We start from the raw sequence: 20,833 nt of genomic DNA, 5'->3' as shown, positions 1-20,833 counted from the left end.
CGGCAAGTATTGTGAAAGCCAGCCGACACTCACCCCCAATCCTATCGAAGGGACTTCTTGTACATCTCAACCATTTCATCAAAGTCAAACCTTTCGTCCCTTTGTACCCGCTTAGACGGCGAAATCGGAACAAGAATGTCGATTTTCCTCGAATCATAATACAAGGCACTTCTCAGCAAATTATCCCCATCGAATCCCATATCCTCCATTTCCAACCCCCGCTCAATCAGGTAGCTAGAAAACCGTCCCAAAGCGCCAACTATAAACGTCCTGCTGGTAAAAACCAGCCTCTCGATGGACGGGAACTGATCTAACAAGCCGAGGATATCCTTAATCGCTACCGGAAAAATGTATTCATCACCAGAGAAACCTTTGTAGCGATAGCAAGTAGAGACCATATCGGTTATACCGATATGATATGTGTCCAACAGCGCCTTTCGTTCCTTCACAGCCGCCTCTCCCTTCAGCTTACGGAACTGATAGCCGAAAACTACCGACAAAAGTTCCCAGAACATGTTGCCCTCGCCCGCATAATAGAAAGCGAATCCCGCATTTTTTACATGCGAAGGAAAAGTACCGATGACCAGCACCTTGGTATCGCTGTTGATATGGTCCGGATAAGGATGGGTCTCATAAACAAAATGCCGCTCTTTAAATTCTACAGCTGTGCTCATGACGGTACCGGATCTGCCAGGTGGACATTCAACATACTCAATAGGCTCTTTGGATTTTCGGCATCGAACAGCTCAAACCCTATGCGCCCGCACAGCTCAACAGCTTCTAGTTCGCTGTGCAAACCAGCATAATTGAAGCTTAGTACCCAATGCCAGTATTCAGCCGCGTTTATGTACTGCAGGGACGCTGGTATCTGAAGGTTCTTGCTTTGGGTCAAACCTGCAAAGAGCGTCTGATACCGGTCAAAATGTACAGTAATGACGAATTCCCCCACTTTCAATTCCAGTTCGAGAACATCGCCCCAAAAATAGCTCGTCTCTGCGCAGCGGTTTTTGGTCACCAGGTTAAAGTCGCTGATCAACCTATCAATCAGAAAATTACGGTAGGTATCCAGCATCACCATATCGTACCATGCGCGGTATTTCTTAACATACAGGTGGTTATCCTTCCAGACCAGCGCCACTGCATTGGCCTTTTGCATCCAGGCATGGAGTCCGATCTGCTGGTAAAGTTGCTCATGGGTAAAACGAAAAACCTGCAAATCCGCATCCCCTTCAGCCCGGGCGATGGCAGAGGGTCTGGAAACAGTGGAGGAGATATCCGAGATAAGCACATTAACGTCCTGCGCATCACAAAATCCGCCAATGATTCTTTTACAGGTAGCATTACGCCTCAACAGCAGCGACCAGTTAGACTGGCTGTCTTCCATTTTCAGTGCCTGCAGTTCCTGAAAATTGTGAATACTCGCTATCAGCGAACGCATTAGCAAATAATTGACCCCAAATCTGCCGTGGGCACCATCAGCATCAAATAATTCAGTAGCTAGAGCAAGTCTTCGCTGGAATTCATGCATTGAAGGACCACCGTCCAGCAAAAAGCCTATACTTCCTAGAAACAGCGGATGTCGTTCACCGGATATCAAGACATCCTCCCATTGTTGGTTCTGCAGGATCAGCACAGCCTTTTCACGCTCCTCGATAAATTCGGTATTCCTATGTTGCTTTTCCAGCGCAAGGGATCTATCACTAGCCAGGAATTCATAGATCTCAGTAGCGTATGCCCCCATTTCGGAAATCAGTTTCATCGCCGAGATCATTGCCTGGATACTTCTGATATCTGGATTGATGATGATGTTCCATACCACCCTGATCCATTGTTGGAAACCCTTCAGCTCAAAAGTGTCCTTTTCCAGATAAGAACACATTCCCATGAAAAGAATGCGCTGGGTTTGACTGATCTCCTCGCCAAAAAAATGCCAGACCAAATCAGGATCCCAAGCGGGTGATAGGCCTTTGGAAATCACATCATAAGAGACTGCAATTCGGTCCAAAATCCGCTCTATCTTCTGCACGATATCAAAACTGCCGATCAGCGAACGGTAGTGTCCAAAATTGGAATACCTGCCATGCTTGCTCCTTTGCTCAGCAGCATAAAAATGGACAAACAGATCACTTCGTTCCAAAGCTTCCTGCCTGAGCGGCGCGGACTGAATGAAATTGTTTAAAGCCAACCTGTCAAAGAAACGAAGGAACAGGTGGTCAACCAGTTTATCTTCATTCCGCCGGGAATCCTTGGAATATGACCAGAAAAAATTCGTCCATTCATTGTCCAGCTTCAAACCGATCGTCATCGCATAGGGCATCATTCGCCCATTATAGCAGACCTGCTGAAGGAACAGGTCCCGCTCAGGGTTGTCCTTATCATTCATCCAATTAATCAGGTCGGCCTTAAAATTCTCAAAATCGGTCAAGGGTTTCCCGCGGGCATTCATCTTGATGTACAATTCGTCAGTAAGTCCAAAACCGTCCAGGGGAAGGATATAAAAACATAGATTGGACAATTGGTCGTAAAGAGGCAGGGATGCGTTACAATAATTATTATGGATGGCATCCAGCATGGTCAGCATCGATTTGACCGTCGGATCCTTTTCATATACCGAAAAGAACCACGTTTGTCTGCCTATAAAAGCAGCTGGTCCTCCGGAAAAATCCAAACGTTTCATCTTGCACAAAGCCCTGCAAAAATCTCTTGCAGTTGTCCTAGTATCATAGCTGAACCTGGAAAGCTCCTGTTGTCTCACCATCAGCTCATCATCCCCCAGCTCCCGTTGGCCGATATACCAGTGCAACAGGAACAAGGTCGTCAGCCGCTGCTGCCCATCCAGTGGAATGAAAAAATGCTGACCGTCACGCGATTTAATCGCGCCATAAACGAAATCAAGCTCCAGAGTTCTCCCGGCGCACATCGCCCCAAAAAGCGATCCCAAAAAGCGGTCACGAATCTCCCCCTCCTCATCCCTTCCCTGGGCATAGTCCCGCTGGATCATCGGAATTTGGATCCCATCAATACTCAATAAAAATTCCTCACTGTTGGTTCGTATCTGCAACCGTTCGGTGAGCAGTTGCCGAAAATTATATCTGTTCATCTGAATGCGGCTTAAAATTACATGGAGGTAAAAACTCCATCAAAGAATCGGCGATCATGGACCGGTATTTCTCCATATCCGACCGAGACCATTGCGTCCTTGATTTTCCCATGGGATCATAGTACTTCAAGAAGACATTTTTCGTATTCATCGGCATAAAGTCCCCCACAACATCAAACTCAATGATTTTACGTCTTTTTGTCGGGAACAAAGCATTCCCGTATGATCTGTTCAGATGGGAATTCAATAAGGTAAGATTGCCGATATTGTTTTTTATAGACTCATCGGCCAAATCATCCGGAGCCTCTCCGGAAGCCTCGGATATCTTACGGGCCAAATATTCGAAACTGTAGCGACTATTGGGATCTATCATGAAATTTACCACCTCATCCAACAATGGCTTGTCCCCCAAGATTTCATTGAGGTCATCCATAGCAAACTCGAGCCATTCCAACTGATCCTTACGACTGTTCATATTCCGGCTTCTGTAGGAATCAATATGTTCGGTATCCCAATGCTGCTGTTTGAAGGCCTGAAACGGAAACTTGTAGATCAACTTGCCCGATTCGCTCTGCCGAATGATCGGAACCAGGTTAAATAACAACAGTACACGCTTGATCAAACCGTCATTTTTGGGATAGGTCAGATCAAGGTAGGCACCTGTCCCGCTGTCCGCCCATTTAACCCCAGCAAGCTGGGCCGCAATTCTGGAAACCAGGAAACCAGTGATCTTATCCTTGAGCGGTTCCTTGCTGGTCAGCTCGTAAATCGAACGAATAGATTCACCACAATAGATCAAAAATCCAATGTAATGAAACCAGACCGGATGCTGAAACCATTCCTCAAAACACTGGAACATTTCCTTTACCCGTTGCCATTCACCCTGAAGGTCAGCAAAGCCCTTGATCTGCTCGAATTTAGCATTATAGAACCTAAAAATCTTATGTTGGTCAGCACCATCCTCCGGCACAAGAGAAGTACCTTCTACGGTGCTCATTTCAAATATCAGCTCAAATATCAGTGATATCCTGGAAGAAACCTTATTTTCAGCTTTATTGAGAAACCACCAGAATTCATTGTTCTGCAAAGCATTCTCTATCTGGTCCCAGTCCCTGGCAATCTCAAGCTGGCGGATATGACCTATCTCCTGTCCATCCCCAAAAAGACGATCCTGAAGAAAAAGTGCCTTGATCAGTTCTGCATCCGTCAACGGGATTTTCCCCATATTGATTCTGATGAAGGTATCGATCGGATTTTGTTCGTTTTCGATCTTATACCAGATCACCTGCAAAATCCCCTCACTCTTCTGATCCGAAAGATTGTGTGTCAGCGTACTTAGGATAGATTGGCGCACATCATTTTTCTTCAGTTGTTTACCGAACCAATCATCTATGGTCAGATATGCATTCCTAATGTGATGGAAGTCAATATTCAGGGACTCCCCGGATAGCGCAATATCATCCAGAAAGGCCTTGGAACCTGGCCGTGTCTCATATGCAATCGAAAACAGATCCTTTCCGAATTCTTCCTTTAAAGACGAACCCCGTAAATGTTTATCGACAAGATAGCTCAACAAAATCCTGATCGTGGTCAGTCGCTGCTGCCCATCTACCACCTCCCATCCCGCCACGGATTCCCCATCCTGCTCCCAGCAGAATGCCTTAACCACCACTGGTTGCAGACAATAGAATTCCTTCTTAGACTTGGGCTTCAATGCAAAAGCATGCACATCCTCCAGCAGCTCCAGAACCTGCTGACTCGTCCAGCGATAACCCCGCTGATAGGATGGAATGTAAAAATTTTCTTCCAGCAGCTCGCTGATAGAAACAAGTTTAATTTGGTTGGCCATGTAAGTGCGTTAAAGATTAAACGAATATAACCGCAGACAGAGCGAAGAACAAAAAAACTTACAAATAATAGGAAAGATGAAGGTACAAACACGTTAGGATTAATAAAACCCTGTCATCTTACTATGAGATCGAGGCTGTTAGAGTTTGAAGTGTCAGCTCAAACAGCTATAATTGTTGAAACCGGGTAGCCGTAAATCCGGTCCAGTAAAAGCAACAAAAGAACTATGCAGACCTGTAAACTTTGCCAAAAAAACGCCGCCGACAAAACCAATACCCACTACCTTACAGATGGGATAATCAGAAGCTGCCTGAACGAAGACGGCTCGAACAAAAGGGAAAAAGGCATGGCTTTCAACATCTCATTGGAAGAAACTTCAATAGAAGCAAGATTTCAAAGAAGTACCTCCCGGGAAGGTATCATGAGAAACTTTGGACGGGAAGCCTCTGAAGAGGAAATCGAGGCAGCAAAGAAACCGCTGTTCGCTGTTGACCATGTCTTTTGCTCGGGATGTGAGAAGAAATTTACAGACATAGAAAACCCTTTTATTCGGGAGGTCCTGCCCATTTTGAGGGGAAAAGACTTCAGCGGAGAGCAAGAAATCGCTATCGATCACCCCTCAGTCCGTCCATTCTTCCTTTTGCAGGTCTACAGAACAGCAATCTGCGACCGCTCTTATAAGCTTTCCAAGGAAAAAATTGAAACGCTCCGCAAATATTTTGACAACGCTGAGGGCAATATCGATGAGGTCAAATCCATACCCTTGCACGTGACTTATTTGAATACACTTGGAGGAGAAAATCAATTTACCACAAATTCTGTAGGTATTGGCAATAATAACAACAACCGATGCGTCTTTTTCAACGACTTCGTCATACAGACTTCCTCAGATGATTCGCCAATTGACATGTTTGATTACCATGGCTTGAACAATGAGGCATCATTAAAGATCTACACCAATCAAAACGAGGATGCGTTTAAAGTTAGACTGTTCAGTAACGATCAAAGGATCGCCATGCACAATGGCTACCATATCGAAAAGGCCAAAAAATTCAAAGAAAACTATAGAAAAAAATTCAGCGTACGTTATTTCCTGAAATACGGATCAAGAATACATCCATCGCAAGTTGAGGAATTCGTAAACGCCGTCATCCACAGTGAGGAGGTAAATGACGAATCCAAATATTCCACCGCACATTTTGAAAAAATATGCGATCTCTATCTGGATAAATTTAAACCATAGTTAAAAAAAGCAGATTGAATTAGGAGCTCGAAAGCCTGAAATATGGTAAAGCAAATAGCAGAATGGAGACAGGTGGAAAGTCGTTCCAATAGATTAAGAGCTCGATAACGCCCACTACTGAGCCAAAATTTCCCGCTCATTTACAGAACCTTAAAAAAAAACAGCTTTAGGAATTAAAGCTGCCAATCCAGTATTATATAATTTAGTCAGCAACTAATTATAAAAACTGGAATGGGCCAAAAAGCCAAAACACAAAAAGGCAAAGCAGCAGGGCAATACACCGAGCAGCAAGTCCTCAACAACAGCCTGAAAACATTTAAAGAAGTCTGCCACAAAATTGCAGGACCTGAAACCTTCAAACAACTCAGCCCGATCAGCGTATCCAGGATCATCAGCAACAGATACCCGGCCCTTCGGATGCGGGCAACCGATCAAATCCAAATCCCCCCAGCTCGCACCAAACACCTCAATGAAATATTCAAGAACATGCTCAATAACGAAACCTGTACCAGTCCAAGAGGAGAAACCATGAGCTTGAGTACATTTCACCGGGAAGGTCTCATGTTGATCCATTACCTCACACTGGTCGAAGGAGAAAACCAAACCCTAGGCAGCGCACTCCGGGAAATACAGCAAAACTACCATCAGCATAGCGAATACTACCTAAAACCAATTCAGGACCTCATCCACATCCTGTGGAAGTTCAGTATCATTATGACTGACTGGAATGAGCGACTATTCACCTACAACATCAATGAAACTTGCGGCATGAGAGGTCTTGACGGCAACAACGAAATCCTCATCAGCGCCGAGAAACCCAAAGCCAAGACCCTCAAACTCGAATCCCATCCACGGGAGCTCGTCCAAGTCGGCTGGACCAACTTCGAAGGAAAAATAACACAGCTTCGCATCAAACCCAAATGGATCGGCTTCAGGGAAGATCCAAAAAGCAACGACTACTGCGAAGTCTACATCCAGAAACATGCCCTGCTACGACTGCAGGAACGCATTGGCCTCGTACCCGGACTCATGCATGAAGCCGTCTACGAAACCCTAAGAAAAAAAGAAAAAACCTGGCACAAACGCAGTGACAAACGAATCGTCGAATACAAAATCATAGATAAAAAAGTAGGTTACCTCGTCTGCTCCTTCGATGAAGGAGTCATCATCATCCGAAGCTTCCTGTTTCTCACCAACACCGGAACCCCAGAAGGAAACAAACTCAGTGAACTCACCAGCCTGGAACCTATGGATAAAAAATACCTGAAGATCGACACCCTGTTAGGCCTTGCTGGTTACAATATTGCCCATGAACCCAGGCTCAAAGAGCTCTTTACAAACGCTGGCTGTCAGGATCTCCTGGATCTCGCAGACCTCACCAAGTTCAGCAAATCCAGCGTTCATGAGCAAGATACGGAATCATTGCTGAAATATTTGTCGCCAAATCTGCGGGACTTTTATGAAAATACTGCGGAGGAAAGGCCATTGGGATTAGCTGAAGATGTTTCAATATCAACAATTCATGCCCCAGTTAAACACATTTTATCCCCTTATAAACAATTGATATAACCTTGAAAACAATCTGTAGCAGAACTCTGCATTTAAAATGCAAGGCAATAATGGGTTATGGAGAATTGTAATACACAGCCATCGAATTGATTTTGTCCCGAATTCTCTCTGCCAGATGTTGCGGTTCAATCACCCGGATGTTGTCGCCAAAAGACAGTAATTTTGAAATCAATTCGTAATTAATGATCACTTTGAAGGATAATATCCCTTCGTTATCAGTGGTTTCAAGGTTGGTTTGAGATCCATGTAAAGGTTTCGTTTGCATATAAGGCATAAATTCCTTCTTCACAGCTATGATAACCGTATTAATTATTCCGTTATCAGGAACTGTAACACCTACGATATCCTCAAAATATTCGTCAAAATCAAACTTATGGTTGGCAACATAGGAAATCTGCGACTCCTCGACATTGATTACCCGGTCAAGTGCCAAATTCGTCAATTGTTGCATAGAGTCAATTACTCCGAAAACAAACCACCTTAAGTTATATTGCTTCAGGTAATAAGGATGAAAAGTATGTTGCCTCTCATCTTTTTCGCCAAACGGTGCATACCTTATCATCAACGCACGCTGATTATGAATTGCATTGAAAAAAGTTGTGATATGTTCAAGTCCTTTTAAATATTGATTTTGCTCAAAATCAATAATCCGCATTTTACCTTGGTGCTTATTGAACCTTAGGTTTTGTAATCTAGCGGAAATTTCCGAAACCCATTCAAACTGGGGCAGGCTGGAGGTTTCGGCAATACTGTCCACCTGATTTCGGAATCCGCTGTCCAGCCATTTCGCTGCAAAATGTCCACTAATTTCAGCCAAAGTATCCACTTGACTGATTTTAAAGGCTTTGAATCATCATTTATATGGGGTCTGCATTCCTGGTCTGCTGAGCAGTTTCAGAAAGCTCAGCGTACTGAAAATAGGGTAAAATCTGGATTCTAAACACAGAGTTATAAAGAATTGAATTGGGGAGGCTACTAACGCTTATCTAAGCGCATTTATCAGGCAGAAATACCTAGCGCCAGGTCCAGGGGATCCAGAAAGCGTTGGGTGAAAATTGACTGGACACTTTGGCCCGAAAAGAGGTGGATACTATCTCCGAAATCTCCATCTTAGTCACCCCAGTTACTTTCCCGGTATGGTCTAGCTGAAAAATTAACCTTGCGTCTAAATCCCAGGCATAGAATCGATGCTTTCCGTAAGGTACCAGCTCCTTCTGATCCTTCCCTACCCTGCCGTACAACTTTCCATTTTCAATCACGACTTCAAAGACCATGTTAGGCTCGAACAAATACTTGCCGGCGTAACTCTGCATCAACTGATCAGAAACTTGGATCTTCTCCAAAACCTCGTTATCCCTCGACCTCAGCCAATTGGAAGCCACCCCGGTACCTTCTAGCTTGTAACCTGCTATTTTTCCTGCCTGATCTCTCTGGAAACTAAGCTTGTTCAGGCTATTCTCCAGCACGAAAACATCCTTTCCGGTTGGGATCAAACAGGTCTTGCCACCACCCCGATAGTAATACATCAGTACGCCCCGTTGGTTGCTGATATACCGTTCTCCATCAAATGCATTCTGGTATACCCCATGGTATTCCTGGAGGACCGCTGACTTTAGCGCAACCGGCTCGTAATGATAAGGGGTATTTATGGCGATAGCCGCCAGCTTGGCAGCCGGAATATCCAGGTCCCCAACATTTTCATAATTGGACAGCACACATACCAAGATCTGCTGGGCTGGCAAGTAAATCACATCGGTAAAAAATCCATTAATAACCCCATTGTGCATCACTGCTCTGTTTCCCTGTATGTTCCCGATCCACCAGCCAAAGCCATAGCCCGAGTCCTTCCCATTGGCCAAGATCCAGGAACTAAACGCTTTCTCCAGACTGGCGGCACTGATGATTTTTCCCGCACTAAGCCACTGATACCATTTCAGTAGATCCCCAGTAGTAGACATCAGGGACCCAGCCGCGTAAGGCAGCGTCATACTCAAAAACTCAGCATTTTCATACCGATCACCTCTTTTCCTATAACCCGAAACCCTGCCAGTAATCACCTCAGTACCCATATCATAGCAAGAATGCGTCATATCCAGCGGCTTAAAAATATGCTCCTGAACATAGTCCCCGTACGACTTCCCGCTCAGTTTCTCAATGATATAACCAAGCAGGATGTAATTGGAATTGCTGTAACGCTGGTCGCTGCCCGGATCAAAATCCAGACCTTCCCCTTTAAATAAAGCTATAATTTCCTCTGGCCTCAGGTCCTTTCTTTTTAGCGCTTCACTAAAAGCCGGAACCCCGGTATAATTTTTAATGCCTGAAGTGTGGGAAAGCAAATTAGCAATTGTGATCTTCTTTCCTTGTGCCGGGTAATCAGGGATAAACTTGGTCAATTCATCCTCCAGAGAAAGCTTACCTTCTTCCGCAAGCTTAAGAATACAAACCGCAGTAAACTGCTTAGTAACCGAGCCCAGTCTAAATACGTGATCCTGGCTCATCGGCACCTGGTGCTCCAAATTTGCGAAACCAAAGTCCCTTTGATAAATGACTCGGCCAGCCTTCGCAACCAGGACTGTTCCGCCAGGCCCATCCTTTGGAAATATGGGCTCGATTACGGAATCGTACTCCGCGTGATTCCCCTGAGTAAAACCGGGGCTATAAGATAGGCTGATAAAAATTAGGCATAGCAATAGCCTCAGTGATGTTTTCATCGCTTTGAAAAATTAGTTTAAAAAATGTGTTGATTAAGGTTTAATCCCTTTGTTTAGCCATTAGGAATCTGATGATAAAATAGCAGATGATCAGACTGATGCCCATAAAAAGAAGTACACTGGCAGACATCAGCCAGAACGGATGAATGAAAACCAGTGTAGCAATTAGAAATACACCGAACATAACGCCAAAGGCTGTGCCGATGCAAACAATCCCAAAACTGAGCAGGAAATACAGCCACTGGTTCTTCCATTTGAAGAGATCCGGCGAGGCGCCGCTTTCCAGGATCGCCATTCGTTCTTTATGACGGGTAGTAAAATAATAATAGGCAATCCCAAAAATAACCAGGGATATAGAGATGAGCAGTGCGGCTGATGTAGTTTGCATATCAAATTTGTTTATTTGCCCATAAGACTACGGATCTTGCAAAGCGGTCACAAAATAATGATAAAATTTTTCAGAAATTTTTGTGACCGGATCATCACTATCTTAGTCTAAGCTACAAATGTTATTCGACCACAAAAAACCTGAGGACCAATACCTGGACAGCGCCATCCGCGGCGAAAGCAAGGGGCTGGAGTATTTGGTAAATAAATACCGCGATATGGCTTATTCTATCGCTATCCGGATCACAGGAAATGTGGAAGATGCAGAAGAAGTGGTACAGGATGGGTTTTTAAAAGCATTTACCAACTTGAATCGATTCCGGAGGGCCTCAAAATTCTCTACCTGGCTGTACAGAATTATTTATACCACAGCCCTCAGCAAAGTGAGCACAAAAAAACCGCGTCCGCTTGAGCTGCAGGATGACCAGCAATACGCGCACTATACCGCAGGAGATGAGGGTTCAGAACGCCTTGCTGAAGCAGACCGGAAAAAATTTCTCGGCATCGCCATGCAAAAGTTAAAGCCAGAGGATCAGCTCATCATCACCCTACATTATAATGCGGAAAAAACCATAGCTGAAATCTCCGAGATCTTGGATCTCAAATCCTCCGCCATCAAAATGCGCCTGCTCAGAAGCCGCCAGTTGCTTCAAATTGAGCTTCAACAACTATTAAAAACAGAATGGAAAGACTTATGAGAAACGACAAGCAAATTATTGACCCCCTTAAAAAACTGCTACAGGATCATGGAACGATAAGCCCTTCTGAAGGTTTCTCCAAAAGATTGCTGAATGCGGTGATCACCGGATACCGGCTGAACTACAGCCGGGCGTACAAGAAACAGGAAAGACTGGGCAAAGGGATCATTGCCATTTTAATCATAACCACCCTGGTCATTTTTGTAGAACTCAGGCCAACCCTGGAGACAATGGAAATGATTGTACCAATCGTGATACTGGCGATTGGACTTTTAAGCCTGATATTGATGTTTAGAAAGCTGTTTAGTGCTCAACAGTAACCATGTTTGCCCCGGGAATGAGTTTTGGATCTGAATGTATAAAGAAAATCGGATTGCTCCGGCTTCCTTCTCCTAGTTGCGGATCTGTATTTTTGGAGATTTCATAAGATATTTTTCAGTCGATTTCACACCAAGCTGCTCAATCAAACTTTGTCAGACAGCTCCCCTAGCGTTTGGAGGTGTGATTACCCGTATTCAGCGAGATCCGAATTGCTTCTGCCCGGCTATTGGTTTTAAGACCCCGTCCTAGCTGATAACCTGTAGCATCGAAGCCAGTCCATACAAATTATCAGGAACTATCCGTACCATTAATTGTTATAATTACCAAAACGAGAAACGATGACAGATCCAAATCAAAATCCGGCAAACGAGCAGGAAGAAAGCAAAGAAGTAAAAGAACCCACCAGAGCAGATGGCACCAACTGGGAAGAAAACCAGCGCATTGATGAAGAAGGCAATGAGCTGGATCCTGAAGACATCAAATAAAAACGCTATTGTGGATCGGAATGCAAAAATAGCAGCAAAGCTGCTGGCTGTTGCTGAGGAGCGGGGGACTGAAAAGACAACCTGCCCTTCAGAAATAGCCCGCATGTTGTTTCCTGAGGACTGGCGAATGCACATGGACGAGGTAGTCGATGTCGCTATAAAACTGCATCATCAGCATCAGGTAGTCATCACACAGAAAGGAAAAACGATAGATGTGGGCCACATCAAAGGGCCGATACGGATCAAAACGGTTTAATAAATGCTGCACGAAAAGAATATATCAGCGCTGCTGAGTATCCATCAAATTTACCATGAACCGGACATCTGGCAATACCCCCGCGCCGCAGAAATCCGCGCTAAATACCCAAATGCGGAACTCATTGAGGTTCCTGCCCACAACCAGATCCCTGAACTGTTTGGCTTTGAAGGCTCGGTGAAAGACTGGCTCTGGAACAAGAAAAATGTACTGATCCTGGGCGTCAAAAAAGCACTGAGTGCGAGACGAAATGAACGCAGCTCACATTGGGTAGCACCTTCCCATTCCAACGGCTGCACCATGTCCTGCTCGTATTGCTACGTACCCAGGCGGAAAGGTTATGCCAACCCGATCACCACCTTTGTCAACATCGAAAAGATCATGGGATACCTGAGCCGCCACGCGACCAGGCAAGGACCGAAACTAACTGAAGACCTGATCGATCCCAGCCACTGGGTTTACGAGATCGGCGAAAATGGGGATTGCAGCGTAGACGCCGCCATATGCAATAACGTCAAAGACCTGATTGGCCTCTATGCGGAGCTGCCCAATGCGAAACTGAGTTTTGCCACCAAATTCATCAACAGGGAAATGTTGGATTACAACCCAAAAGAAAAAACCAGGATCAGGTTCAGCCTGATGCCGCATGGCATTTCCAAATTGGTTGACGTGAGGACCACCCCTATCTCCGACCGGATTGCCGCCATGAACGATTTTCGCCGGGCAGGTTATGAGGTGAACGTCAGCTTTGCACCGGTCATTTACTACCCGGGCTGGCTGGACGACTGGCGTAAGTTATTTGACGAAATGAACCAGGTGCTGGATGAAGAAACTAAGGCTGGGCTTTGGACCGAGATCATCTTTTTAACCCACAATGAGCCGCTTCACGAAGTCAACCTTCTATGGCATCCTAAGGCCGAAGAAATACTCTGGACACCGGAAGTACAGCAGGTCAAATACAGTCAGACCGGACAAAGAAACGTCCGCTATAAAAATAACCTGAAGCGGGAAATCGTGAACGAACTGGTCGCCCTGTGTCATAAAATGATTCCTTATTGTAAAATCCGATACGCATTTTAAAAATAATTGATTCTCAGTAAACTAAGTAAAGATTTAATGCGTTGATTAGGATACAGATGGGGTTATGGGGAAGGAAATATTCATCCTGGAGGATGACAGGGATATCGGATTTATTTTAACAGCAATTTTAGCAGAAGAAGGATACCGGCTGCGCTTGTTTGAAACCCTTGCTGGGATCAAATCGGCATTGGTATCGGGTACACCGGATTTGCTCATTATGGATGTGCGCCTGCCGGATGGAAACGGCATGGACCTCTGCCGCGAGCTAAAGTCACGAGAGCGTTTCAGCGTGCCGATCCTGATGATGTCCGCCGACTGGCATGTACACAACCGGGACTGCCCGGCAGAAGGATACCTGGCCAAACCATTCAACCTTGATGCGCTAATCGACAAAATTGCCGGCATTTTAGAACGGGCATGCTGACCTTGGTGTAACTATCCCCTTAATCCGGGACCATCAAAGCTGCGTCTGTAAACCTTGCTTTTTCTGACTGGTACAGCGGTTGACCAGACCGATCATGTAGCTGATGTCAAAAGGCTTTTTCAGGTAAGCATCGAAGCCGATCGAGCGGTAAGTTTTGTCAATGTCATTATTGCAACTGAAAGCGACAATACAAATGCCGGCAACTACCGACCTGATGGCTTTACACCAGGCAGCGGAATCGCTCAAGTCCCGGTAACAATCCATAAGGATCAGCTCCGGCCGCGATTTAGTCAGCTCAGTGATGAATTTAGGATGGTCCGGTTTTAAAAGTGGCCTGATCTGGTAACCCTCTTCCTGCAAGGTCAGGGTTACAATGTCAAATATCGAGGCCTCAGGCTCATGTAAGAGAATGCTTTTCATGGCATAACTCCGAAAAAGGTATATTCACCAACCGGTGAAAATTTTAGGGATACCTAAAGATAAGAAATATTCTAACGCCAGTCAATAGCTGATAGACCATTGGTTAAAAGGCATTTGAACATTTTTTGAAAACCACAACCCAGCCAGGTTGTTATCCAAATACATTCACCTAAATCGAAAAATTATGCCCCGAGGATCAAAAGTGGAAAGGAATTCGGTATCGAATCAGCCACACGAAATGAACTATGAAGCGGATAAAATGAACGTGAAACCTTCCGCAGTTAAAGAAGCCAAGAAAAGCGGTGGATCAAACCAGCGCAAGGACATCGAAAAGAAAATGAAAAGTTAAGGGCTGATAAGATAAAGCCTTTTGCTCAGCGTCTCTATACATGAGCGCGTTAATTTAGATGACGGGGAAGTATCAGGGTGATGCTTCCCCGTCTTTTGTACAGGGCTCAATGTAGAAATTTAATGAGCCCATCTCCTGGTTTCCCTACTTATCCCCCGCCTCTCCGGTCGGGTGGATCGCCCCGGTCCATTCCTTATGTAAACCAGACCAGGTACGGCGAATTCAAACCTCTCAAATTAGACGAACTGAAAGTTTGGCAATTGCCAATCCCCTTGATGGCATGCGATTTTATGTCATCAAGAGACATGAGCTAACAACAACATTAAACTGCAAGGTATAGGGCAAATGCGGCATCGCTTCAGCGCTGAATTATCTACGGTGCGTTGCGTTGTTTATTACGGCCTCTTTTCCAGAGCTCGAGGGTCAGAGGCAAGTCTATACCTATTTTGTATTTCGGTTTTCATTTGCAGCATCACTGAACATTTTTTTGCGATGGTTAATTCCCCAGTCTTTCATCGCATAAATTATTGGTGTCAACGTAGCCGCATATGGCTCATGAGTGTAGGTGATTTTTACGGGATAGTCCCCCACAACAGTTCGTTTGATGAGTTGGTGCTGTTCAAGGTCTTTAAGTTCTTTAGCAAGGACCTTTGGCGTAATGCCTGGAATGCTCTCCTGGATATCAACAAACCGGTCATTCCCTACACCGATAGATACAATGATCGGAAATTTCCATTTGCCACTCATCACGTCCAGGAAGTCGCGTACCGGCTTGATGGTGCTGATACAATCGTTGTAACCTCTTTTTACCGCCATAAGTCTTTTGAATATAATAATGCACTTTCCTTTAGGAAAGGACTATACAAAGTAAAGCATTTCTTTTGGAAATTTGCTTTCTGATTTTAGATCAGATTCGATTTTATGGAAACACCAGCATTAGAACAAATACAGCCCGATACAGATGCATTTAAGGAAGTCTTACGTTTGAGGAAATCTTGTCGTGGCTTTCTGGAAAGGCCGGTGGCAGATCACCTGATTACTTCTGTTTTAGAAGATGCGCAACTGGCACCCTCAAACTGCAATACCCAGCCCTGGGAAACACATATTGTTTCGGGAGAAAAACTCAAAGAACTTTCAGCCGCGCTTTTAAAACAAAATGAAGCAGGAAGGTTTTCACCCGATTTTACTTTCGATGTCGAGGAGTATCATGGTCGTTACCAGGAACGCTACTTTAACCTGGGGAAGACTATGTATGAGGCATTTGACGTGAAACGTGAGGATAAAGCAGGGCGGAAAGAAGTATCAGATCTCAATTATAAATTCTTTAATGCCCCACATGTAGTTATTCCATTCATGCCATCGTTTGGTGACAATGTACGTGCGGGCGGCGATATCGGTATGTATGGGCAAACATTTCTTTTATCACTCACAGCCCATGGCCTTGCGGGTATCCCGCAAACGGCTTTAGGATTTTTCGCAGGCACCATAAAGGAAATATTAAACGTGCCAAATGAACTAAAAATGATGTTTGGAATTTCCTTTGGTTACGCAGATCCAAATGCGCCGGGTAATTCGTTTAAGTTGGGACGGGATCCAATTTCGCGTACAGTCACCTTCCACCCATAGTATATATTCGAAATGAAAGCTGACAACAATAGAAAAATGCTTCTTGGATTAACTTCTGGCAACGGGTACGGCTTTCAGCCGGGAGCCTGGCGCAGCCCGGGCATTGATCCCAGGGATTATATCAGTTACGATGCGCGCGTGAGACATGCGCAGGCGGCAGAACGGGGCAAATTCCAGTTTATGTTTCTGCCGGACGGCCCGTTTACTGACGACACCTCCCTTCTTGAAACCGAAGCGCCCAACTTCAACCTCGATGTGATGATGACACTGGCCGCCATTGCAAGGGAAACTGAGCACATTGGCCTGGTAGCTACGGGTTCCACTACTTTTAATGCACCTTACACACTGGCCAAACAGTTTAAGGCTTTGGATATCATGAGCCACGGTAGAGCAGGATGGAACGCCATCACCTCGACTAGTAATGATGTGGCAGCAATCTTTGGCCAAACCATTCCTTCGAGCAAGGATCGCTATGGACGTGCACACGAAGTGATTCCACTTGTCCAGGCATTTTGGGGAAGCTGGGGTAAAGAGGCCTGGGTACATAACCAGCAAAGCGGACAGTTTGCAAAACATGAGGAGATTGCTACCGTCGATTTTAAAGGTGATTATATACGTGCCAGAGGCACGCTCTATATTCCGCCATCTGAACAGGGGCAGCCCATTGTCTTTCATGCTGGAGGAAGTCCCAACGCCCATGAGCTGGCAGGCCGGTTTGCCAATGTGGTTATCGGTGCTGCTTTCACCATCGAGGACGGCATACAACAACGCAATGCCTTTCGTGAAGCTGCTAAAAAATATGGACGTGATCCCGATGAGATCAAATTTATCGCAGGAATGATGACCACCATCGTTAAGGACAGGCGTACAGCACTTGACCGCAGGCTTCAGTTAATGGGGCATCTGCTGCCACATCGGGTCGCTTACCTTCAGCAAATGCTTGGCATCAGGCTGGACCGGAATAGGCTGGACGAACCGCTTTCCAAAGCGCAATTAGACGCCGCTTATCCCTCCCCATATGACCCAAGATCTGCACACGCGCTCCAAATCGCGAAAGAAGGATGGAGCTTGCAGGACATTATAGCGCATGGCATCATTGATTACCATCCGGTCATCGTAGGGCCCGGAGTTGAAGCGGCCGATCATATGCAGGCCTGGTTTGAAGCGGGAGCCTGTGATGGGTTCTGGATCTCCCCGGATATTTTGGACGATGGTATAGATGCCTTTGTGGATGAGGTTGTACCCATTTTACAGGAGCGCGGACTTTTTCATCAGGATTATGAAGGCACGACGCTCAGGGAGCATATCGGTGCACCGGAGCAATATGGAATTGACCCTCGGGTTTAAAAAGAATTATAAATAAATAATATGAAAAACATGAAGATAGGAATTGTTGGAACAGGTGCCATAGGCAGCTTGTTAGCAGAAAAATTATCCGGTGCCGGACATCAGGTAAAAGTGACCAATACCAGGGCAATGCCTGAACTGGAAAAAATAGCGGCCAGTCTGGGCGCATCAGCAGCATCCATACAAGGCGTGGTGAAGGATGTGGATGCCATCATCTTTTCTATGCCTTTCAATGCTTATACGGACCTGCCCGCAGACTTGTTGAAAGAGGTACCTCAGGATGTGGTTGTAATGGATACTTCAAACTATTATCCGTTCAGGGATGGTGAGATTCCTGAATTGGAGCAGATAACTGAAAGCGAATATATTTCCGGAATACTAAAGCGCCCGATTGTGAAGGTGTTTAATAACATGCTTGAAGGCACCTTGAAATACAAAGGCAAAACAGCAGGAGCAGAAGCCAGGGTTGCAATTTCTATAGCCGGAGATCACCCCGAACATAAAAAGATAGTCGCTCATCTGGTTGATGTTACCGGTTTCGATGCCGTTGATGCCGGAAGCCTGGCCGAATCCTGGAGACAACAGCCCGGCACACCGGCCTATTGTACGGAATTGAATGAAGCCGAATTAATCCAGGCACTTGCTGACGCTGAAAAAGGGAAAGCACCTGCGATCCGCGATTTCATCATGGATAACCTGAGCAAGCAGGGCACCTGGCCTTCGTATGAAGAAATTTTAGCAGGTAACCGTTTACACGAGATGGGAAAGAAATAAGTGGATAACATTAAAAGCCAATAACAATGAAAATTATGTATACAGCAGCAGCGACTGCTAATGGTGGTAGAAATGGTCAGGTGAAAAGTGATAATGGAGTTTTAGACCTACAGGTAAGAGCCCCCAAAGCAATGGGCGGTGCAAATGATGATTACACGAATCCGGAACAATTATTTGCAGCTGGTTACGCTGCTTGTTTTGATAGTGCGCTGAACCATACCATTCGTTTAGAGAAAATTAAAACTGGAGAAACCTCAGTTACTGCAAAAGTATCGATCGGTCCCCTGGAGGGTGGTGCCTTCGGACTGGCAGTCGAACTTGCGGTAAACATTTCGGATGTATCAATGGAAGAAGCTCAGCGGCTCACTGAGCGTGCCCATCAGGTATGTCCCTATTCCAATGCCACTAGAAATAATATTCCGGTAAGCCTGGTGACCACAAATAATTAAGATCAAGACTGTCAGGTTATACTGAAATTGTAAGATAGAACTTTAATAAACTAAATGGAAAATAATCAAAATCCGACCGTACTGGTATTAGGTGCCAGTGGAACGATCGGAAAGCAGGTAGTGAAAGAACTCGAGGGTAAATCTGTTCATCTTAAGATTACTTCCCGAAAGCAGGACGTGGTCGAGCGACTTCGCAACGAAGGGAAAGATTGCGTGTATTTAGACCTGGATGACCCAAGAACGTTTGCGCTTGCGCTTGCAGGTGTAGATCGTGTCTTTCTATTGACTGGTTATACGGTAGGTATGCTCACCCAGAGTAAAACCCTGGTAGATGCCGCGAAAAAAGCTGGCGTCAGTCATATTGTACATGTAGGGGTATTTGCGGAATGGGATACGACCGATGCGCACTTTGCCTGGCACCAGATGATTGAAAAATACATTGAAGCCAGCGGCATTGCGTGGACACACCTTCATCCAAACATGTTCATGGAGGCACTTACAAGCGCTTACTTGCCTAAAAATCTGACCTACACCACTTATTGGGAAGACCGCAGGGTCGGGTATATTGCTTCGAGCGACATTGCTGCTGTGGCGGCAGAAGTTCTGGTCGGCGGACCGGAACGGCATGCCGGTGAACATTACTGGTTGAGCGTGGAGAGCTTTAATGGAAAAGAGATCGCTCAGTTGATGAGTGAGGTTACCGGACTTGAAATCAAGTGCGAAGAAAAAGGTGTTGAAGAATTTAAACAGCTGATTGAAGCTTGGATCGCTAAGGGTGCGGACAGCTGGTATGCAAGTGCAAACATCGACTTTGTGAAGCAGATGCTGGACGGAAGGATGTCGTATATGTCGATGGTTCAAAACGATATTCCCTATATCCTTGGTAGACAAGCAAAAACCGTTAGGGAATTTTTAGCCGAAAATAAAGATGTGCTTATAAGCGCTGCAAATTCCGAAGAATAGAAGTCTACCTGCTCTCAAACTGTTGTGAGCAGGTTCACAATTTAAAGATGGTTCGATTTGATGATTTGCTCTATCACGATTGCCTCAAGCTTAAGTGGCATTATTTTTATGAGGCAGGAACTCGCTCGCTTCCCAATTGGAGCTAGTTGATCCGTTAACTTCAAGAATTTTTCCTAGTCGTTTTTGGCTAAGATCATTCGTGAATCTATAAGCTTTTATTTTTTTCGTCAGGTATATCTCTATCAATCTAAAATCGTAAATATCCAAGAAATCTAATTATATCCGGATAATTTTGACTTGAGGGGAAGTTCTCCCATTTGCAATGCAGTCTTCAGTCTGCCCACAAATTAGTCCCACATCCTTTTGAAGAAGCTCTGATTCCGTTTGATTTCTCTGAAATGGCCTTCTATTGAAATCGGATTGACAGGATAACAATATCCCCGCTCATGCCTGTGCAAAAATACAAAGGGACCCGGGCTGAGTCCGGGTCTTTTTACAATGTGCGCAACGCTGGGCAGCGCTTATGAACATAGAAAGGCTGCCGGAGGGCAGCCTTTCTATTCAAATCCTCATCTATTTCTTTTTACCCCGCTCCGAGATATACTCCTCGATTACTTTTCGGTCATTAGAGCCAGTCGCGCGTTTTGCGCCGACGACCTGCTGTATACTCACTTTCATTTTTTCTGCAACGTGCGAAAGTTCATAGTCTTCTGAGGAATTGACTTTTTTCCGGTCACTTGGTCCTTTCTTAGCCATAGCAATTGTAGTTAATATTAATGA

The 20,833-nt window shown here is 45.2% G+C and carries 23 protein-coding genes; 14 read left to right on the top strand and 9 right to left on the bottom strand.

The features are described from left to right. Window positions 1-41: 41 nt before the first annotated feature. From WAE59_RS06715 to WAE59_RS06705, 3 genes are read right to left on the bottom strand one after another with little or no spacing between them, the layout of a single operon-like run. Window positions 42-674 (bottom strand): uracil-DNA glycosylase family protein, encoded by a 633-nt coding sequence (locus WAE59_RS06715; RefSeq protein ID WP_337855171.1) that lies wholly within the window; start codon window positions 672-674, stop codon window positions 42-44. Continuing rightward, on the bottom strand, window positions 671-3,100 hold the full coding sequence (locus WAE59_RS06710) for a DUF262 domain-containing protein (RefSeq protein WP_337855170.1): 2,430 nt from the start codon (window positions 3,098-3,100) through the stop codon (window positions 671-673). The genes WAE59_RS06715 and WAE59_RS06710 overlap by 4 nt, the downstream gene beginning before the upstream one ends. Next, the gene (locus WAE59_RS06705; RefSeq protein WP_337855169.1) at window positions 3,087-4,949 is read right to left on the bottom strand and encodes a DUF262 domain-containing protein; all 1,863 of its coding nucleotides are present in this window, start codon (window positions 4,947-4,949) and stop codon (window positions 3,087-3,089) included. The genes WAE59_RS06710 and WAE59_RS06705 overlap by 14 nt, the downstream gene beginning before the upstream one ends. A 225-nt stretch (window positions 4,950-5,174) precedes the next feature. On the opposite strand from WAE59_RS06705, the gene WAE59_RS06700 reads away from it, so the two are divergent. Next, window positions 5,175-6,191: a hypothetical protein gene (locus tag WAE59_RS06700; protein ID WP_337855168.1), complete on the top strand. Its 1,017-nt coding sequence runs from the start codon at window positions 5,175-5,177 to the stop codon at window positions 6,189-6,191. Between the two features lie 231 nt (window positions 6,192-6,422). Further along, entirely contained in the window at window positions 6,423-7,760 is a 1,338-nt protein-coding gene (locus WAE59_RS06695; RefSeq protein WP_337855167.1) for a hypothetical protein, read from the top strand. A gap of 55 nt (window positions 7,761-7,815) precedes the next feature. On the opposite strand, the gene WAE59_RS06690 is transcribed toward WAE59_RS06695, so the two are convergent. From WAE59_RS06690 to WAE59_RS06680, 3 genes are all read right to left on the bottom strand, one after another. Next, on the bottom strand, window positions 7,816-8,586 hold the full coding sequence (locus tag WAE59_RS06690; RefSeq protein ID WP_337855166.1) for a helix-turn-helix transcriptional regulator: 771 nt from the start codon (window positions 8,584-8,586) through the stop codon (window positions 7,816-7,818). A gap of 187 nt (window positions 8,587-8,773) precedes the next feature. Further along, window positions 8,774-10,474: a serine hydrolase gene (locus tag WAE59_RS06685; protein ID WP_337855165.1), complete on the bottom strand. Its 1,701-nt coding sequence runs from the start codon at window positions 10,472-10,474 to the stop codon at window positions 8,774-8,776. 40 nt (window positions 10,475-10,514) lie between these two features. Then, window positions 10,515-10,862 carry a DUF6249 domain-containing protein gene (locus tag WAE59_RS06680; protein ID WP_337855164.1) on the bottom strand — a complete coding sequence of 116 codons (348 nt, stop codon included), beginning with the start codon at window positions 10,860-10,862 and terminating at the stop codon, window positions 10,515-10,517. Window positions 10,863-10,980: 118 nt separating this feature from the next. Here WAE59_RS06680 and WAE59_RS06675 point away from each other — a divergent pair, with 118 nt between their 5' ends. The 6 genes from WAE59_RS06675 (at window position 10,981) to WAE59_RS06650 (ending at window position 14,125) form a co-directional block, all read left to right on the top strand. Then, entirely contained in the window at window positions 10,981-11,559 is a 579-nt protein-coding gene (locus WAE59_RS06675) for an RNA polymerase sigma factor (protein WP_337855163.1), read from the top strand. Continuing rightward, a complete protein-coding gene (locus WAE59_RS06670) occupies window positions 11,544-11,879 on the top strand; it encodes a hypothetical protein (protein ID WP_337855162.1) in 336 nt (111 codons plus the stop codon). The genes WAE59_RS06675 and WAE59_RS06670 overlap by 16 nt, the downstream gene beginning before the upstream one ends. A gap of 339 nt (window positions 11,880-12,218) precedes the next feature. Next, complete coding sequence (locus tag WAE59_RS06665; protein WP_337855161.1) at window positions 12,219-12,365, top strand: hypothetical protein; 147 nt, start codon at window positions 12,219-12,221, stop codon at window positions 12,363-12,365. Beyond that, window positions 12,325-12,621 carry a DUF3253 domain-containing protein gene (locus tag WAE59_RS06660; protein ID WP_337855160.1) on the top strand — a complete coding sequence of 99 codons (297 nt, stop codon included), beginning with the start codon at window positions 12,325-12,327 and terminating at the stop codon, window positions 12,619-12,621. The genes WAE59_RS06665 and WAE59_RS06660 overlap by 41 nt, the downstream gene beginning before the upstream one ends. A gap of 3 nt (window positions 12,622-12,624) precedes the next feature. Beyond that, window positions 12,625-13,701 carry a spore photoproduct lyase family protein gene (locus WAE59_RS06655; RefSeq protein ID WP_337855159.1) on the top strand — a complete coding sequence of 359 codons (1,077 nt, stop codon included), beginning with the start codon at window positions 12,625-12,627 and terminating at the stop codon, window positions 13,699-13,701. A 64-nt stretch (window positions 13,702-13,765) separates the two neighbouring features. Continuing rightward, entirely contained in the window at window positions 13,766-14,125 is a 360-nt protein-coding gene (locus WAE59_RS06650; RefSeq protein WP_337855158.1) for a response regulator transcription factor, read from the top strand. Between the two features lie 33 nt (window positions 14,126-14,158). Here WAE59_RS06650 and WAE59_RS06645 read toward each other — a convergent pair whose 3' ends face one another. Further along, window positions 14,159-14,545: a hypothetical protein gene (locus tag WAE59_RS06645; RefSeq protein WP_337855157.1), complete on the bottom strand. Its 387-nt coding sequence runs from the start codon at window positions 14,543-14,545 to the stop codon at window positions 14,159-14,161. Window positions 14,546-14,729: 184 nt separating this feature from the next. On the opposite strand from WAE59_RS06645, the gene WAE59_RS06640 reads away from it, so the two are divergent. Beyond that, window positions 14,730-14,894 (top strand): hypothetical protein, encoded by a 165-nt coding sequence (locus tag WAE59_RS06640; RefSeq protein ID WP_337855156.1) that lies wholly within the window; start codon window positions 14,730-14,732, stop codon window positions 14,892-14,894. Window positions 14,895-15,335: 441 nt separating this feature from the next. Here the strand turns inward: WAE59_RS06640 and WAE59_RS06635 are convergent, their stop codons facing one another. Further along, entirely contained in the window at window positions 15,336-15,710 is a 375-nt protein-coding gene (locus WAE59_RS06635; protein WP_337855155.1) for a winged helix-turn-helix transcriptional regulator, read from the bottom strand. Window positions 15,711-15,815: 105 nt separating this feature from the next. On the opposite strand from WAE59_RS06635, the gene WAE59_RS06630 reads away from it, so the two are divergent. The 5 genes from WAE59_RS06630 to WAE59_RS06610 are packed head-to-tail and all read left to right on the top strand — an operon-like array spanning window position 15,816 to window position 20,053. Then, the gene (locus tag WAE59_RS06630; RefSeq protein ID WP_337855154.1) at window positions 15,816-16,520 is read left to right on the top strand and encodes a nitroreductase; all 705 of its coding nucleotides are present in this window, start codon (window positions 15,816-15,818) and stop codon (window positions 16,518-16,520) included. Window positions 16,521-16,556: 36 nt separating this feature from the next. After that, the gene (locus tag WAE59_RS06625) at window positions 16,557-17,867 is read left to right on the top strand and encodes an NtaA/DmoA family FMN-dependent monooxygenase (protein WP_337855153.1); all 1,311 of its coding nucleotides are present in this window, start codon (window positions 16,557-16,559) and stop codon (window positions 17,865-17,867) included. 30 nt (window positions 17,868-17,897) lie between these two features. Then, window positions 17,898-18,641: an NADPH-dependent F420 reductase gene (locus WAE59_RS06620; RefSeq protein WP_337855152.1), complete on the top strand. Its 744-nt coding sequence runs from the start codon at window positions 17,898-17,900 to the stop codon at window positions 18,639-18,641. A 26-nt stretch (window positions 18,642-18,667) separates the two neighbouring features. Then, on the top strand, window positions 18,668-19,090 hold the full coding sequence (locus WAE59_RS06615) for an organic hydroperoxide resistance protein (RefSeq protein ID WP_337855151.1): 423 nt from the start codon (window positions 18,668-18,670) through the stop codon (window positions 19,088-19,090). Window positions 19,091-19,144: 54 nt separating this feature from the next. After that, window positions 19,145-20,053 (top strand): NmrA family NAD(P)-binding protein, encoded by a 909-nt coding sequence (locus WAE59_RS06610; protein WP_337855150.1) that lies wholly within the window; start codon window positions 19,145-19,147, stop codon window positions 20,051-20,053. Between the two features lie 573 nt (window positions 20,054-20,626). Here WAE59_RS06610 and WAE59_RS06605 read toward each other — a convergent pair. Further along, on the bottom strand, window positions 20,627-20,809 hold the full coding sequence (locus WAE59_RS06605; protein WP_337855149.1) for a DUF3606 domain-containing protein: 183 nt from the start codon (window positions 20,807-20,809) through the stop codon (window positions 20,627-20,629). Window positions 20,810-20,833: the final 24 nt, after the last annotated feature.

This window comes from Pedobacter sp. GR22-6 (genome assembly GCF_037402555.1).
GTDB lineage: Bacteria > Bacteroidota > Bacteroidia > Sphingobacteriales > Sphingobacteriaceae > Pedobacter.
The sequence above is the reverse complement of the archived record's forward strand: the minus strand, read 5'-3'. Positions and strand labels throughout refer to the sequence as shown.